Annotated in this window: 13 protein-coding genes and 2 pseudogenes; 8 read left to right on the plus strand and 7 right to left on the minus strand. The window is 41.5% G+C overall.

Going from position 1 to position 15,238, the window contains the following annotated elements; genetic code table 11:
- Nucleotides 1-5: 5 nt before the first annotated feature.
- The 7 genes and pseudogenes from RUMAL_RS17360 to RUMAL_RS21460 all read left to right on the plus strand — a co-directional run.
- A complete protein-coding gene (locus RUMAL_RS17360; RefSeq protein WP_013483408.1) occupies nucleotides 6-755 on the plus strand; it encodes a phosphotransferase family protein in 750 nt (249 codons plus the stop codon).
- A gap of 17 nt (nucleotides 756-772) precedes the next feature.
- Entirely contained in the window at nucleotides 773-1,012 is a 240-nt protein-coding gene (locus RUMAL_RS17365) for a (2Fe-2S) ferredoxin domain-containing protein (RefSeq protein WP_013483409.1), read from the plus strand.
- A gap of 5 nt (nucleotides 1,013-1,017) precedes the next feature.
- The gene (locus RUMAL_RS17370; RefSeq protein WP_013483410.1) at nucleotides 1,018-1,269 is read left to right on the plus strand and encodes a (2Fe-2S) ferredoxin domain-containing protein; all 252 of its coding nucleotides are present in this window, start codon (nucleotides 1,018-1,020) and stop codon (nucleotides 1,267-1,269) included.
- A gap of 10 nt (nucleotides 1,270-1,279) precedes the next feature.
- A complete protein-coding gene (locus tag RUMAL_RS17375) occupies nucleotides 1,280-2,956 on the plus strand; it encodes a [Fe-Fe] hydrogenase large subunit C-terminal domain-containing protein (RefSeq protein WP_013483411.1) in 1,677 nt (558 codons plus the stop codon).
- Complete coding sequence (locus tag RUMAL_RS17380) at nucleotides 2,949-4,118, plus strand: SpoIIE family protein phosphatase (protein WP_013483412.1); 1,170 nt, start codon at nucleotides 2,949-2,951, stop codon at nucleotides 4,116-4,118. The genes RUMAL_RS17375 and RUMAL_RS17380 overlap by 8 nt, the downstream gene beginning before the upstream one ends.
- A 16-nt stretch (nucleotides 4,119-4,134) precedes the next feature.
- A complete protein-coding gene (locus RUMAL_RS17385; protein ID WP_013483413.1) occupies nucleotides 4,135-5,571 on the plus strand; it encodes a 4Fe-4S dicluster domain-containing protein in 1,437 nt (478 codons plus the stop codon).
- 207 nt (nucleotides 5,572-5,778) lie between these two features.
- Nucleotides 5,779-6,123: pseudogene (locus RUMAL_RS21460) on the plus strand (transposase); the annotation flags it as partial.
- A gap of 146 nt (nucleotides 6,124-6,269) precedes the next feature.
- On the opposite strand, the pseudogene RUMAL_RS22875 reads toward RUMAL_RS21460, so the two are convergent.
- The 3 genes and pseudogenes from RUMAL_RS22875 to RUMAL_RS17405 all read right to left on the minus strand — a co-directional run.
- A pseudogene (locus tag RUMAL_RS22875) lies at nucleotides 6,270-6,371 on the minus strand (DUF6075 family protein); the annotation flags it as partial.
- Nucleotides 6,372-7,342: 971 nt separating this feature from the next.
- Nucleotides 7,343-8,698, minus strand: a complete 1,356-nt coding sequence (locus RUMAL_RS17400; RefSeq protein ID WP_013483414.1) for an ATP-binding protein — start codon at nucleotides 8,696-8,698, stop codon at nucleotides 7,343-7,345.
- 851 nt (nucleotides 8,699-9,549) lie between these two features.
- A complete protein-coding gene (locus tag RUMAL_RS17405; RefSeq protein ID WP_043551133.1) occupies nucleotides 9,550-9,900 on the minus strand; it encodes a hypothetical protein in 351 nt (116 codons plus the stop codon).
- A gap of 67 nt (nucleotides 9,901-9,967) precedes the next feature.
- Here RUMAL_RS17405 and RUMAL_RS17410 point away from each other — a divergent pair, with 67 nt between their 5' ends.
- Nucleotides 9,968-10,507, plus strand: coding sequence for a hypothetical protein (locus tag RUMAL_RS17410; protein WP_013483415.1), 540 nt, complete (start codon nucleotides 9,968-9,970; stop codon nucleotides 10,505-10,507).
- A 593-nt stretch (nucleotides 10,508-11,100) separates the two neighbouring features.
- Here RUMAL_RS17410 and RUMAL_RS20995 read toward each other — a convergent pair.
- The 4 genes from RUMAL_RS20995 to RUMAL_RS17430 all read right to left on the minus strand — a co-directional run bounded on the left by RUMAL_RS20995 (nucleotide 11,101) and on the right by RUMAL_RS17430 (nucleotide 15,226).
- On the minus strand, nucleotides 11,101-12,375 hold the full coding sequence (locus tag RUMAL_RS20995) for an alpha/beta fold hydrolase (protein WP_013483416.1): 1,275 nt from the start codon (nucleotides 12,373-12,375) through the stop codon (nucleotides 11,101-11,103).
- Nucleotides 12,376-12,737: 362 nt separating this feature from the next.
- Nucleotides 12,738-13,151, minus strand: coding sequence for a hypothetical protein (locus RUMAL_RS17420; RefSeq protein WP_013483417.1), 414 nt, complete (start codon nucleotides 13,149-13,151; stop codon nucleotides 12,738-12,740).
- Between the two features lie 15 nt (nucleotides 13,152-13,166).
- A complete protein-coding gene (locus RUMAL_RS21945) occupies nucleotides 13,167-13,421 on the minus strand; it encodes a hypothetical protein (protein WP_154662839.1) in 255 nt (84 codons plus the stop codon).
- A 311-nt stretch (nucleotides 13,422-13,732) separates the two neighbouring features.
- On the minus strand, nucleotides 13,733-15,226 hold the full coding sequence (locus tag RUMAL_RS17430) for a Y-family DNA polymerase (RefSeq protein WP_013483419.1): 1,494 nt from the start codon (nucleotides 15,224-15,226) through the stop codon (nucleotides 13,733-13,735).
- Between the last annotated feature and the right edge of the window lie 12 nt (nucleotides 15,227-15,238).

Consider the following 15,238-nt stretch of genomic DNA (forward strand, 5'->3'; position numbering starts at 1 on the left):
GGTATATGAATCTGGATCGTGTAATAGCTGTCAGAAATACCAAGACGGTGTATCGTGACGGTGATAAGTGTATAAAAGTATTCAATGATACTTACAAGAAGTCTGAAGTGCTCAACGAGGCATTGAATCAATCCATGGTTGAAGAAACAGGCATAAATATGCCACGCCTGAAAGAGGTTCTTATGATAGATGGCAAATGGTCTATCGTTTCTGAATATATAAACGGTAAGACCCTTGCACAGATGATGGAAGAAGAACCTGAAAAGAAGAGAGAGTACATCGAAAAGCTGGTAGATATCCAGCTTGATATACACTCCAGAACCTGTCCCATGCTGAGAAAGCTGAAAGACAAGATGAACAGTAAGATAAGTCAGACTGACCTCAATGCAACAACAAGATATGATCTTCATACACGCCTTGAAGGTATGCCCAAGCACTATAAGCTCTGCCACGGTGACTTCAATCCCTCAAATGTAATAATTACTGAGGATGGAACTCCCTATATCATCGACTGGGCACACGCTACACAGGGCAATGCTTCTGCTGATGCAGCAAGAACGTATCTCTGCTTCTGGCTGGACGGAGATATTGAGGGCGCAGATATGTATCTCGACATATTCTGCGAGAAGAGCAATACCGCCAAGCAATACGTTCAGAAGTGGATGCCTATCGTTGCGGCTTCGCAGTCGGTGAAGGGCAATGCTAAAGAGCGTGAGTTCCTGCTTTCTTGGGTAGATGTTGTAGATTATATGTAATATGTGAGGTGCTAGATATGAAGGTAACTGTATGTATTGGTTCTTCCTGCCATCTGAAAGGCTCGCGTCAGGTTGTCGAGCAGCTTCAGTATCTTATCGCAGAAGAAAAATTAGGTGACAAGATAAAGCTTGGCGGAACATTCTGCATGGGCAAATGTCAGCAGGGTGTATGTGTAACTGTTGATGATGTGTTCTACTCGGTAACTCCCGAAACGGTCGGAGAGTTCTTCGAGAAAGAGATCAAGCAGAAGGTATAGTAACCATGATCATTCAGATATGTGTCGGCTCATCATGTCATCTGAAAGGTTCGGAGGATATGATCGAGCTGCTGAAACAGGCGATAGCGACTCATGATCTTGAAAACGAAATTACACTTGCCGGCAGTTTCTGTGCGGGCAGATGTAATCGCGTGGGTGTGACTGTCACTGTAGACGATGAAGTATACACAGGTGTGACCCCCGAGGGGTTCACCGAGTTTTTTCAGAAAGCTGTAATGAACCGTATAGGAAAGTGAGTTGTCATCTATGAGCAGCTGTTTAACATTAAAAAAATCAAATTGTAAAAACTGCTATAAATGCATCAGACACTGCCCTGTAAAGTCCATAAGATTTTCGGGCAACCAGGCGCACATAATCGAACAGGAGTGCATATTGTGCGGTCAGTGCGTAGTAGTCTGTCCCCAGGATGCAAAGCAGATAGTTGATGAATCTGAAAAGGTAAGGGTACTTTTACAAAGCGGTTCTCCTGTAGTTGTGAGCCTTGCACCGTCATTCATTGCAAATTATCACGGGGCGGGCATAGAACAGATGCGTGATGCACTTAAAAAACTTGGTTTTTATGATGTTGAAGAAACAGCTGTAGGCGCGACCCATGTAAAGCGTGAATATGAGCGGATACTAAAAGAAGAAAACAGGGACGTTGTGATATCGTCCTGCTGCCATTCGGTAAACCTGCTGATACAGAAGTACTTCCCCGATCTTCTGCCCATGCTTGCTGATGTTATATCTCCGATGCAGGCGCACTGCGCAGATATCAAAAGGCGTATCCCCGATGCAAAGACTGTTTTCATAGGTCCGTGTGTTTCCAAAAAGGATGAAGCCCAGCATTATGGCGATACAGTCGATGCTGTGCTCACCTTTGAGGAACTTTCAGTCTGGCTGAAAGAAGAGAATATCGAGATAGAACGCAGTTTTTCTGCCGATGAACACAGCCGTGCAAGATTTTTCCCGACAGCGGGTGGTATACTCAAAACCATGGATTGCGATTTGCCTGATTACACATATATCGCGATAGACGGCATTGAAAAGTGCATATCCGTTCTGCGTGAGCTTGAAAAGGGAAGTATACATAAATGCTTCATTGAGATGTCAGCCTGCAACGGAAGCTGTATAGGCGGCCCTGTTATGGAGAATGCTCGGTATACTCCTATTGAAGACCAGATGCTGATAGCAGGATATGCAGGCTCAAAGGATTATGAAGTTGAACAGCCTGATATGCTGTACATGAAAAAGCAATTCTCCTTGATAGATCTCGGGCATGCACAGCCAACTGAATCGGAGATACGTCAGATACTGGCGCAGATGGGCAAGTTCGATACTTCCGATGAACTCAACTGCGGTTCCTGTGGATACAATACCTGCCGTGAGAAAGCGATAGCGATATATCAGGGCAAAGCAGATATATCCATGTGCCTGCCTTTCCTGAAAGACAAGGCAGAGAGTTTCTCGGATACCATAGTCAGGAATACTCCCAACGGTATCATAGTGCTTAACGATTCACTGGAGGTACAGCAGATAAACTCCGCTGCTATGGAGATGATGAATATACGTTACGCATCCGATGTTCTGGGAGATCAGGTGGTGCGGATACTCGACCCGAAGGTATTTATGGAAGTAAAGCGGACAGGCAAAGGAGTATATAACGAAAGGATATTCCTGACCGAATACCAGAGATATGCCGAGCGCACCATCGTGCTTGACCGCGAGAGCAAAATGCTCATATGTATCATGCGTGATGTTACCGATGAGGAGAACGCACGCAGTAAAAAGGAAGAGATAAGCCGCAATACTATCGAAGTGGCTGATAAGGTTATTGATAAGCAGATGAGGATAGTTCAGGAGATAGCGTCGCTTCTCGGAGAAACTACTGCTGAAACGAAGATAGCGCTATCAAAACTCAAGGAGTCGATACAGGATGAATAACTTGTGTGCGGATATCGGATTCAAAAGCATAAATCATGTAGGTGAACAGCTGTGCGGAGATCATATCGATATCGTTGAGAATGATGATTCCACAGTTATAGTTCTTGCAGATGGTCTTGGCAGCGGGGTGAAGGCTAGCATACTTTCCACCCTGACATCGAAAATAATCTCCACCATGCTTGCGGCGGGGCTTCCCCTTGAAGACTGCGTTTCGACTATCGCGGGCACACTGCCTATATGTTCGGTGAGGGGAGTTGCATACTCTACTTTCACGATAATCCACATCATAAATAATGAAACTGCTGTGCTTATACAGTATGATAATCCTCTGAGCATACTTATACGCAATGAAAAGGTGTACGACTATCCCAAGACGGAGATGAACATTGGCGGCAAGAAGATATACCGCTCTGAGATAAGGTTACAGGAGAATGATCTTATCATATCCATGAGCGACGGCTGTCCTCATGCAGGTATAGGTATGGCATATAATTTCGGATGGAAGCGAGAAGATATCGCGTCTTTTATGGAAATGCTGGCACCTGTGGGGTATACAGCAAAAACTCTATCAACTATACTTGTGGATGAGTGCGACAATCTATACGGACATGAGCCGGGTGATGATACTACTGCCTGCGTTATCCGTATACGCCGCCGCGTTCCGATGAATATACTATTTGGCCCGCCCTCAAACAAAGACGATTGTGACAGGATGATGAGTCTGTTTTTCTCGAAAGAGGGCAAGCATATAATCTGCGGTGGAACGACCTCGACCATAGCTTCCCAGTGGCTGAAAAAACCGCTGGTGGCAAGTCTTAGCTTTGAACACAGCGACGTACCACCCATTGCGACTATTGAGGGTGTTGACCTAGTGACTGAGGGTGTTATCACAGTCAACCGCGTGCTTGAATATGCAAAAGATCATATCGGCGAAAATCTGTTATACGAAAAATGGAGTCACGGCAGAGACGGAGCGTCTCTTATCAGCAGGATGCTTTTTGAGGAAGCTACCGATATTAATTTCTATGTTGGCAGGGCTATAAATCCTGCGCATCAGAATCCCGATCTGCCGATAAATTTCAACATCAAGATGAACCTTGTGCAGGAACTCTCAAAGGCTCTGGGCAAGATGGGAAAACGCATCAAGGTCAGCTATTTTTAAGGGTGTGAACAGATAAATGAAAAACAAGAGAGTATTTGATACCAAGGTACAATATCTGAAATATAAGGTCCTGCGAGAGGTCGCAAGAGAGGCGTGGGATGATAAGCTGCTTGAAGATCTTCTGGATATCCCGAAGAAAATAGTATCAGGCAAGACTCCTACTATGCGCTGCTGTGTTTATAAAGAAAGAGCCATAATCGCCGAGCGTGTAAAGATGGCTATGGGCGGCGATAAGGAAAATCCCAATGTCATCGAAGTTATTGATATCGCCTGCGACGAATGTCCTGCGGCAGGATATGAGGTCACGGATTCATGCCGCGGCTGTCTTGCCCACCGTTGCGAGGATGTATGTCCCAGAGGGGCTATCTCCTTTGATCACAACCATGTGGCACATATCGACAAAAGCAAGTGTATAGAATGCGGCAGATGTTCCAAAGTCTGTCCCTATTCGGCGATAACCAACCGTGTGCGTCCATGTCAGAATGCATGTAAGATCAAGGCGATAAGCATAAATGAAGACAGCGTTGCAGCTATCGATAACAAGAAATGTATATCATGCGGTGCCTGCGTATACCAGTGTCCATTCGGAGCTATAACCGATAAATCTTTTATCCTCGATGTTATCGACATGATAAAGAAAAACAGCCGCGATAAGAAGTCGAAACTTTATGCGGTAGTTGCGCCCTCGATATCCAGCCAGTTCACATACGCGAAGCTGGAACAGGTGGTATCAGGGCTGAAAAAGCTCGGATTCCATGCGGTAGTAGAAGCTGCACTTGGCGCTGATATGGTAGCATATTCCGAATCAAGAGAACTGGTAGAAAAAGGCTTTCTGACCAGTTCCTGCTGTCCTGCGTTTGTGGCATATGTTAAGTCTGCTTTTCCTGAACTTACAGAGCATATATCGCACAATGCATCACCGATGGCTGCGATTGCGAAATATATTAAGGAGATAGAGCCGTCTGCAAAGGTGGTATTCATAGGTCCGTGTACCGCTAAAAAAGCAGAAGCTCAGCTGAAGGATGTCAGAGCCTATGTTGATTCAGTGCTGACTTTTGAAGAACTCCAGGCACTTTTTGACAGCCGCGATCTTGACATTACACAGCTTGAAGAAGAAGCACTTGACAATGCTTCCTACTTTGGAAGAATTTTTGCACGCAGCGGCGGTCTATCTGATGCGGTCGCAGAGGCGATCAAAGAACAGAGGATAGAGGACTTTGAACTCCTGCCATGTTCCTGTGATGGAATTGAAGAGTGCCGAGCAGCACTGATGAAGAAAAAACGCGGTGTGCTCAATGAGAATTTCATCGAAGGTATGGCTTGCATCGGCGGCTGTATAGGCGGCGCGGGCTGTCTTACTCACGGTGAGAAGAACAAAGCTCAGGTTGATGCTTACGGCAGAGAAGCTCTGGAAAAGACGATCTCTGATGCTATCTCGGTGCTTAAAATGTGACTTATTGTTTTTGCATAACTGATATATAATGAGAAAAGACATCTCGTTTATACTGAACGGTGATGCCTTTTTTCTTTGTATTAATTAGTCTCTCCTCAATTCAAATAAAACCCTCGTAGTATCGACAAAAGCGATAAAACATGGTATAATAGAAGTGCAAGTAAAAAGCCTGAAAACGAGCAAAAAGCTTGCACTTTGGAGGATGCCATGTATAAGTTCAAGAGAGAAAAGCAGATTTCATTTACCGATTTCTATCAGCCGCTGGGAATGCAAATGAACCCGGATAACCGCTGGGTGAATAAAGCAGCAATGATTCCGTAGGAAACGATCGAGGCTGAGTATGCGAAGCTGTTCCCGAGCCATACCGGTATGCCTGCAAAGCCCCTGCGCATGGCACTCGGTTCGCTGCTGATTCAGAAGCAATATCACTATCCTGATGAGAAACTGGTCGAACAGATCAGAGAAAACCCGTATTATCAGTATTTCATCGGTCTGCCCGGATATGAAGACAAGATTCCATTTGTGCCGTCTCTGCTTGTTGAATTTCGCAAAGGCCCCGGTATATACGTTTTTCATATCACTCATAGTAAGTTTATTTCACCTTATGTATCGTCACGACGTTCTCATATTCTGCATTTACGATTACTGAATTTATACTATTTTAAGCTTTATTCTAGGTTAGTACTTCGGACGAAAATTTAAACTATTTCAAAACGGATCTTAATAGCTTCCCAATAGTACGTAGCATATTCCTTATTATTGAAAATCTGGTCGGGATTACAATAGCTGCTCGGCAGTTCCGTTTTATATCCATCCTTATTCGTATAGGTTTCACCATCATCTTCTTGATTACATTATACCACCATCTTGGTGACACATCAAGCACTTTACCACCATTATAGTGAGTTTTGGATACTTGCACAAAACTAAATCCAGATTTCATGCAATATATATCAAGCAGTGTTTGCATCAGGTAAAGATAATTGCTTTGAGTTTCCTAAAAAATAAGAGCCCACCACATTGGCTAATGTGACAGACTCTTGGGTTAAAATGAAACAAATATAGTATACCATAATCACAAAAGCTTGTCAACCCTTAGAAAATACGTTATCTTTTTTCTCAATATTTTTCTCATAGAATACTCCAAAAGCTTTTCTATATATAATTTTTATCAGCCGCAATATTCTGCTATAATTTTAATATAAAAACAAAAACTTCAATCCGATGGATTCCATATATATTATAGCAGATTTATTTAAGAATAAAAAATTATATATACTTAAAAGTTTTGCTGTGATTGTGTCACGCGTGACACAATCAGAATTCAATTTTTCTTTTTATGAGGTTTAAGATGCAGAAAGACAGCTAATCTTACTCACCTAGCTGTCTTTCACTTAAGAATTATAGTATCTGACATTCTTAAGTGAGGCTTACAGTTTACAAGACGAAGTATATGATCAGGACTTCCTGTATTTAGTAGTTCTTACGATATAGTATTACAATGAATATACATACCTCGACCATGCACAACAGAATGTCTAGAAATGCCGCCTAACTCATGACTAAAGTCACGAGCGTGCGGCGGCAAAATCGTCAAAAATGGCGTATTTACGCCGTTTTGTGAAAAGCTCGATTTTCAATCGGTTCTATGAGGGGGTTCAACAGGTTCAGTGAGGGGTATATAAAACCTCGATTTTACGCCGTTTTCAAGCATCTTACATAATAGAAAAAACCGCCGTTCAGGTTCGTACCCTGACGGCGGTTTTGTGGTTTACAGGTCTTTTTCTTCATCGAATGTTCCGGCTTTCAGAAACTCTCTGAGCAAAAATGTGCAAAAATATGGAAATGTGTAGATATGATCGCTGTAGCCGATATTGCCGTTTATCATTTTAACACCAAAGCGTATGTCAGCATATTTTTCCGAACTGATCAGTGTCCGCAGGGACTTTGCTCTGCCGTTCTGTGATTTCACTTCAACAGGAACAAGAGAATTGCTTGTTCTCAGAAAGAAATCCTGTTCGAGCGTAGAGTCATCACGCTTGTAATAACACAGCTCACAGCCGCTTTTTACCAGTGCTTCACCAACCATATTTTCATAAAGAGCGCCTTTGTAAACGCCTAAATTTTTGTTGGCACGAAGGTCGTCCTGTGCTTCATCATCAAGCATTGCTACAAGCAGTCCGCTGTCTGAAAAATACAGCTTGAATTTATCAGGATCAATGTTGCCCTTCAGCGGCAGTTCAGGAAAATTCATACAATTACATACATTAACGATCCCTGCGTCGGTGAGCCATTCAATACAACCTCTGTATGTGTGAAAGCGTGCTCCGGAAGCGACTTTTGAGATTTGGAATTTCTTATTCTCTTTTGCAAGCTGCGGTGCTATGCTATTGAAGACATTGATGATCCTGGTCTGGTCTACACCGTCTGCATATTTTCTGATATCTTCTTTATAGTCCTCTATCAGCTGTCTTTGCGTATCGAGAGAGCCTTCAAAAATACCGCTCTCGATATACTGCTTCACAACGGCTGGCATACCCCCGAGTACACAATAGTCAAGAAACAATGAACGGTACACTGCCATTTCCGGCTCGCTGAACGGTCTCAGCTCCAGCATAGCACCGAGCAGATCGTCATGCAGCGAAGCATCATATCCTTTTGCCCACAGGAATTCTTCAAAGTCAAGCGAGTACATGATATAGTCTTTTTTGTAGCCTACACTGTTGCTTTCTATCCTGCGGTAATTGATGCCCAGCATCGAACCGCTGCATATCACATCAAAGCGTCCGTCTTGTTTGAAGAATTTCAGACTTGTGGCAATATCGGGAAAGTGCTGTATCTCATCGAAGAAGAGCAACGTTTTTCCGGGGATAAATTTTTTGGTTGGGTCGATCAGTGAGATGTTTTTGATGATTGCATCGCTTTTATAACCGTCTGCGATTATCATCGTGTATTTCGGTTCTTCTACAAAATTTATCTCTATAACGCTTTCGTAGTGTTCTGCTGCAAAGTGGCGGATTGATTCGGTCTTACCTATCTGACGTGAACCTTTAATGATAAGCGGCTTTCTGTCGTTGTCAAGTTTCCAGTCGCTTAGAAACCGGTCTATTTTTCTTCGCATATACATATTGCTGCACCTCCTGATACTATCATACAATAATCTGAGCCAAAAGTCAAGAGGTTATAACATTTTTAGAGTGAATTTATAAATTAACAATACAAAATTCGAGCGAATTATTATGTCTTCGTTACAAAATATCAGTGAAAAGTGTTTCTCCGCCGATCAGATCAAATCCGTCTGTGTCCTTAAAATCAAATCCAACGGTGCAGACAAAGCCTATGTTCCTTTTCCTGACGGCATTCTTCAAGCGTCATCGGTCTGTCGAGGTATTTGCATTCGTTGAGATCATTCTGCTTCACATATAATCAATAAGAAGAAATCCACAATCATATATAACACATATACATAATTATATAATTAATGCGTAGTGAGAAGCTGTTTTTTATACAACGATTGGAATCATTCTAACAAAACCATCTTCTTTCTCCCTTGCACTCCCCTTCCCACCCCCAAAATTATTCCCACCAAAAAGAGCCGTGCTGACTGACAACACGGCTCTTCTGTATATCATATGCTGGAAACAACTATACCTGACTGCACCTTACTACACCTTTGCTTTGCATATACTCATTTCCGATATTGTAACTGACTCTACCTGACTATACTTTTTCTTGCAGAAATCAGGCAGGCTGTCGCTCCACGGCATCAGAGCTTCAAGCTGTTCCCTTGTCGGAGTATGACCGTACTTCGGCAGCTCTGTCAGCAGATGTAGGAGATACCCTACACATCAAGACCATTTCGCTTAGCTGTCTCGATAATTGTCATAACCGCCGCGCTTGCGTGAGCACCCTTCTCGGTACAGCTGAAAAGAAAATTCTTCCTTGATGACCTTGAGCTTACTGCCGCAAACAGCACAGTTACACTTGTTTTCGGGCAGCTTCGATACGATCTTCTCTTTGGAAGATCTTCTCTGAGCTTATTTTTGCCGCGGTGTTCACCGGTCTTTTGGGACTTTCTTTTACAACGATGGTTTCCTCTGTCGGTTCTTCCGCAGTTTCATCGGAAAGCATTTTGGCTTCGTTGAACACGCCTTCAAAGCTCTCCTGACCGTCACACTGCAAATATTTTGACTTCTCGCTTTTACGCCCGAAAAGCATCTTGTTTCTTTTCAGAAGAAGTTTTTCAAGATGCTCTATGGTCTCATCTTTTTTCTCAATAATTTTCTCATAGAATACTCCAAAAGCTTTTCTATATATAATTTTTACCAAACTCAATATTCTTCTATAATTACTATGAAAACCAAAAATTTTAATCCAGAAAAGGAATGATAAAAAAATGAGTAACAGAAAACAAATAACAGATTTCCTCAGTCGTCTTCTCGAAAAAGAAAAATTTACTGGTATGGGTAAATACTGGGGAAAAGAAGTCGTAGTTGATTACGGGACAGAAGATATCAGAAGGATAGATTATATGGAATTTGTTCCGGTTAATCAACTGAGTATAGATGGAATAGAAAAAGGGATTTTTAAAGGGTATGAGGTAAAGTCCTGTAAAGCTGATTTTAAATCAGGCTTTGGACAGAATTATTTTTGTGAATACAATTATTTAGTGATGACCATGCAGACATACAAAGAACTTTTGCATGAAGAATTAAATGATATTCCTCATGAAGTCGGAGTTTTGGTTTCTATACCAAAAGATGCTACCAAGCCTAATAAAGAAGCTGTGCTTGATGAATTTGATGATCCCACTCCCCTTCCGAATGATTATAATACAGATAATTGGCGGCTCGTTTCGGTCAGAAACGCTATACAGACATACAGAAAGAAGCCTATGCTTGAGCTTATGTTCTGTCTTCTTAGGAACAGATGCTGAAAAAGAAGATGATATAACATCATCACTCCCCTACCCTACAACGAATTTTCACATATACTTTCAATTAATTATAGAACATATCTGTGACGGATATGATGCTTACAACGCTGTTTGATGCAACGCTTCTGCAATTTAAAAATGTGATCATTTCCGATGGCCTTGTATGTGTTATGCCATCATATTCGGTCGAACAGCAAAACTGATTTCAAGGGTATATATATGGACGCAAAGAGAAATCAAAACCAGGATATGATGTTGCAGCCGTGTGTTATCAGTCCGGCTATTTAGCTTGATGATGCGGGGGGATAATACGCTTACGAATAAAAGCGAGATGCAGATCAATTGCATCTCGCTTTTACCAAGATATCCAGTTATTCCCTTTTTCATACTCTCCCAGCCAGCATATCATAAGTCACACCGTACTTTTCTGCAATATACTTTCTGTATTAATCGATTCGATTTTCAGCAGCTTCTTTACATCCTTGATTCTGTTTGCCATGCGGTTTCACCTCATCAGTGAGGGCATAAAAAAAGCACCTGCCGTAACAAGTGCTAATAGACTTACTTTAGAGGGTAATAGGTTTCATTTTATATTATTTTCTCGCGATTTCATGCATATATTCGGATAATTCGTCTGCTTGAATCATTGGGCTGCTGTGACCACCTTCAAATTTAAAAAAACCTTTTTCAGGCGCTTCTATTCTTTCATAATAATCACATGCAAATGAATACATTGTATCAGGATTTCGATCTTTTTCCCCCTCAAGCAGATAAAAAGGTACCTCGTATTTGCATTCTTCATCAATCGACATATCTTGTTCCATCTCGTCACTCTTTGCTCCCAATCGTTTTATGTATTCCTCATACTCACATCCATTTATATATGTATAGTCTATATTCTTTTCTGGTTTTTCTATTTGATTTTTTAGATATCTGTCGTGAAGCATTTTAGATTGTTCTAAAGTGATATAAGGATTTAGAAGTAGCCAATCGTCCATTTTTTCATTTGAATCAGGATATTTACAGCAATCCTCTAAAACTTGAGTAAGTCTTTCTAATTGACTATCATTATCATCTAATGGATCATCTTTCAAGTCATTTGGATTAAAAGATTCCACTAAAGTTAAATATTCTTCATTATTTTTTACTTTATCTAAAGTTAAGAGATAATCTTTAAGATAATGTCTACTTTCTATTTCGTCAACAACTAATGAAGCAACAATTAATTTATCATACTTTTCTGGATGTTCTAAAACTAAATTAGCAGCAAAAATAGACCCCCACGAATGTCCAAATAAAGTAATTTTCTCCTTATGCAAGCAATCACATAAATAATTAGTCATTGCAATTCCATCTTGCATCATGACGTCTTTGGTAAGAGGGCTGACTTCTTGGAATTGTAAATTTTCATGATAACTATGACCACATCCACGTTGATCCCAAATAACAACGGTGTATACATCACTTAGTTTTCTAAGAACGCCCCAATCATAATAACTCGTTGCTGAACAGGGACCACCATGAAGATATAATAGAACTGGATTATCGCGATTCTCTCCATATATGCTGATCCATTGTATCGATTCGTCTATATCCTCTTGTTTCATTTCGCTTATATCAACTTTTTCCTGTTCATCTAAATCAACAAAATAATTTTCATTAATTCCACCATTGGGAGTTTTTAAATACTGTTCCCGCTTTTTTCTGATTTCATCGATATCGATTGAGTTTAGTTTTTGGATAATGCTTTTCTCCTCATTATACTTTTGATAACAATAAACAATAGAACATATTATGATACTGATAGCCAGCAGGGTTGCTATTATAAATAAAAATTTATTTATTCTATTTATTTTATTTGATGACATACTATAACCCCTTTGAAATGGTATAAATGTATTATAACAAGTATACTAGAAAATGTCAATCAGAAGGAATCAAAATCAGCCTGTCAAGCAACCTCATGCTAAGATTCACGTGAGACAAAGTCGAAAACGCTGACAGGTACGATGGGTTAGAGGATGTTCAAATAGAAGTCTATTATAATAAAATAATAGATACACCTGATAATGATAGAGAAACGGTTTCAGCTGGGAAATTTTTCATTGAACCTAATGAATTTGGCTTTGAATAGCATTTCCGATCTTGTCGGCAAGAGGTAATTTCTGCGCTTTATCTATGAAGTTAGACAAAGGCTTATAATCAGCATAAAACCAAGTACACATACTGGTCAGCACTCCCCTTTGAACTCTATCTTGAATATATCCTGAATGTTTATCCTGAACCTGTCTTTGAAGACAAGCTCCTGAGAATAGCTGTCAAATATCCTCACTACACCGACCTTTTCCCCATACTTACCGCCTGACTTCTTCTCATCGGGTACGAAGTAGGTAACGCTGATCTCCGGTTGTTCGTCCAAGCTGTCAAGCAGCCGGTTAAGATTATCGTTTAGCTCAGACATTTCGTCCTCTGTCATTACGGTTCTGCTGTCGGTCAGCCTTGCTGTCTCGGCTACTGCATCATCGTAACCAACGAGAGCCGCAAAAGGACTGAACTGTGCCGCTCTGTCGCTCATGGACATAGGGTGCAGATCGTCATACTGCGGACGGGTGAGGTGTTTTATATCGTCGTAATTATTGGGCATAGCGTGTTCACCTCATCAAAGTAAATGTAAGAATGAAATAATCAAGATACTCTCAAAAACAGTTCCAAGAATTGATTCAAATATTGCTTCACAGATGTCACTGAAAACTATAATCATCTGCTCCAGATTATTCCTATTGATTTTGATTTTTAGCTGTGTGCCTATTTCCCACTTTTTTATCGAAAATGACCTGAATACTTTTTCTTTATGTTTTTTATTTTTGTAATCAACATATTCTGTTATATAAACTGTGTGTAAGCCTCTACCCATTCGTATATATTCTGTATCTGTTATCGTGCAAGTTGAAGCGTATAGATGCTTTCTGTTTTTTAATATAAAGAATAACAGCTTAATGGTTCTGTTAAAAAACATATAGCCAATAAACAGAATCAAAATTGTCATCCAAATAAGAATTCTAAGACGTTCGATATTAAAACGTGCAATAGCAGATATTGCGCATATAAACGAGCATAGTATAAAAATTGCTACTGCGATTCTTTCATATTTAGTAAAATTGTTGTGCATAAAACACCTCTATACTGATAAATCACGATTCATAACGCACAGCAGAGGAATGCATCTCAAGCTTTATGTCCACCCACGGTTTTATTGCGTTCCCGAGCCGTAGCACCTTCCGTAAAATTCGTACCTTTAAGAACGGCATTCTTTCCGAATTTGTGTTTGATCGTGAGCATCGCTTCCTGCAATGCTCTTTCTTTTTCAAGCGCCTTCTCATCATCCTCGTGATTCTGTATGGTTTCCTCCGTATCGAACAGGGAAAGCTGTTCGTAGCTTTCGCTCTCAGGCACATCGCTCTCCTTGATGACGTTGCAGGCAACAAGGTTGATCCGCCTTGCAAGTAGCGTTTTATCGAAAATACGGTCAAAAAGTGCCATTGTCGCTTCGACCATCTTCCTTGTGGACGATGTGTGCTTATCAAGATTCTGTGTACCGTGAGCGTGTTTGGGAACATTTCTGCCGTAACGGTCGGAAACCACTTCGCCCTGATAGTGACCGTCCGCAAGGCTCTCACGGTCATAGCCGACGGTCAGCACGATCTGATTCGTCACAAGCCCTTTATCCACCAGGTCAAGCGACAGCATATCCGCCATTTCCCACACGATCAGCCGAGTACGCTCATAGTCACAAGGCTCTTGCAGGACTTGTCCTGATGTGATACTCTGATTTTCCGGACGGTAAGCTTTTACATCAGCTATGGTAGTTGGTTCAATGCCCCAGGCATGATCTATCAGCAGCTCTGCATTCTTGCCGAGGAGCTTATACAGCTTTCCGATATGATAGCGGTCAAGCGACCATCTTGCAATATCCCCCATAGTGTAGATATGGAGTGTTTCAAGGCGTTTTGCTATGCCTGCACCTACTCTCCAGAAGTCTGTTATCGGTGTGTGCGACCACCATTTATCCTTATAGGTCTGCTCATCAAGCTCTGCAATACGCACTCCGTCCTTATCCGCAGGAATATGCTTCGCCACAATATCCATAGCTACCTTGCACAGGAACATATTTGAGCCGACTCCTGCCGTAGCCGTAATACCTGTTGTATCGAGAACGTCCTGTATCAGCATACGGGCAAAACCGTGACCATCAGTGTTGTAGATGCTGAGATAGCCTGTGGCATCAATGAAAACTTCATCGACCGAGTAAGCAAAAATATCTTCGGGAGCAACGTATTTCAGGTAAATGCCGTAGATCTGAGCGCTCACTTTCATATAGTGCGCCATTTGCGGGGTTGCTACCACATAATCAACGGCGAGGGAAGGATTCTGCACAAGCTCCGAGTAAATGCAGCTCTTGTCAGTGAGCTGTCTGTTGGGAGCTTTCTTCTGCCTCTGTTCATTGACCTCTTTCACACGCTGTACGACCTCAAACAGCCTTGCTCTGCCCGAAATACCGTAGCTTTTGAGTGACGGCGAAACGGCAAGGCATATTGTCTTTTCGGTACGGCTCTGATCTGCTACCACAAGATTTGTGTTCAGCGGATCAAGCCCAAGCTCTACGCACTCTACCGAAGCATAGAAGGATTTGAGGTCTATCGCTACATATACCTTGTTCATTTTTCACCGTCC

It is taken from the genome of Ruminococcus albus 7 = DSM 20455, assembly GCF_000179635.2.
GTDB lineage: Bacteria > Bacillota > Clostridia > Oscillospirales > Ruminococcaceae > Hominimerdicola > Hominimerdicola alba.

Bases quoted from the DNA above. Each gene is read 5' to 3' on its own strand.
- RUMAL_RS17375 (WP_013483411.1), top strand. From the start codon at position 1,280: ATGAGCAGCTGTTTAACATTAAAAAAATCAAATTGTAAAAACTGCTAT.
- RUMAL_RS17430 (WP_013483419.1), bottom strand. From the start codon at position 15,226: ATGAACAAGGTATATGTAGCGATAGACCTCAAATCCTTCTATGCTTCG.
- RUMAL_RS17360 (WP_013483408.1), top strand. From the start codon at position 6: ATGAATCTGGATCGTGTAATAGCTGTCAGAAATACCAAGACGGTGTAT.
- RUMAL_RS21945 (WP_154662839.1), bottom strand. From the start codon at position 13,421: ATGGGTAGAGGCTTACACACAGTTTATATAACAGAATATGTTGATTAC.
- RUMAL_RS17365 (WP_013483409.1), top strand. From the start codon at position 773: ATGAAGGTAACTGTATGTATTGGTTCTTCCTGCCATCTGAAAGGCTCG.
- RUMAL_RS17385 (WP_013483413.1), top strand. From the start codon at position 4,135: ATGAAAAACAAGAGAGTATTTGATACCAAGGTACAATATCTGAAATAT.
- RUMAL_RS20995 (WP_013483416.1), bottom strand. From the start codon at position 12,375: ATGTCATCAAATAAAATAAATAGAATAAATAAATTTTTATTTATAATA.
- RUMAL_RS17370 (WP_013483410.1), top strand. From the start codon at position 1,018: ATGATCATTCAGATATGTGTCGGCTCATCATGTCATCTGAAAGGTTCG.
- RUMAL_RS17380 (WP_013483412.1), top strand. From the start codon at position 2,949: ATGAATAACTTGTGTGCGGATATCGGATTCAAAAGCATAAATCATGTA.
- RUMAL_RS17420 (WP_013483417.1), bottom strand. From the start codon at position 13,151: ATGCCCAATAATTACGACGATATAAAACACCTCACCCGTCCGCAGTAT.
- RUMAL_RS17400 (WP_013483414.1), bottom strand. From the start codon at position 8,698: ATGTATATGCGAAGAAAAATAGACCGGTTTCTAAGCGACTGGAAACTT.
- RUMAL_RS17410 (WP_013483415.1), top strand. From the start codon at position 9,968: ATGAGTAACAGAAAACAAATAACAGATTTCCTCAGTCGTCTTCTCGAA.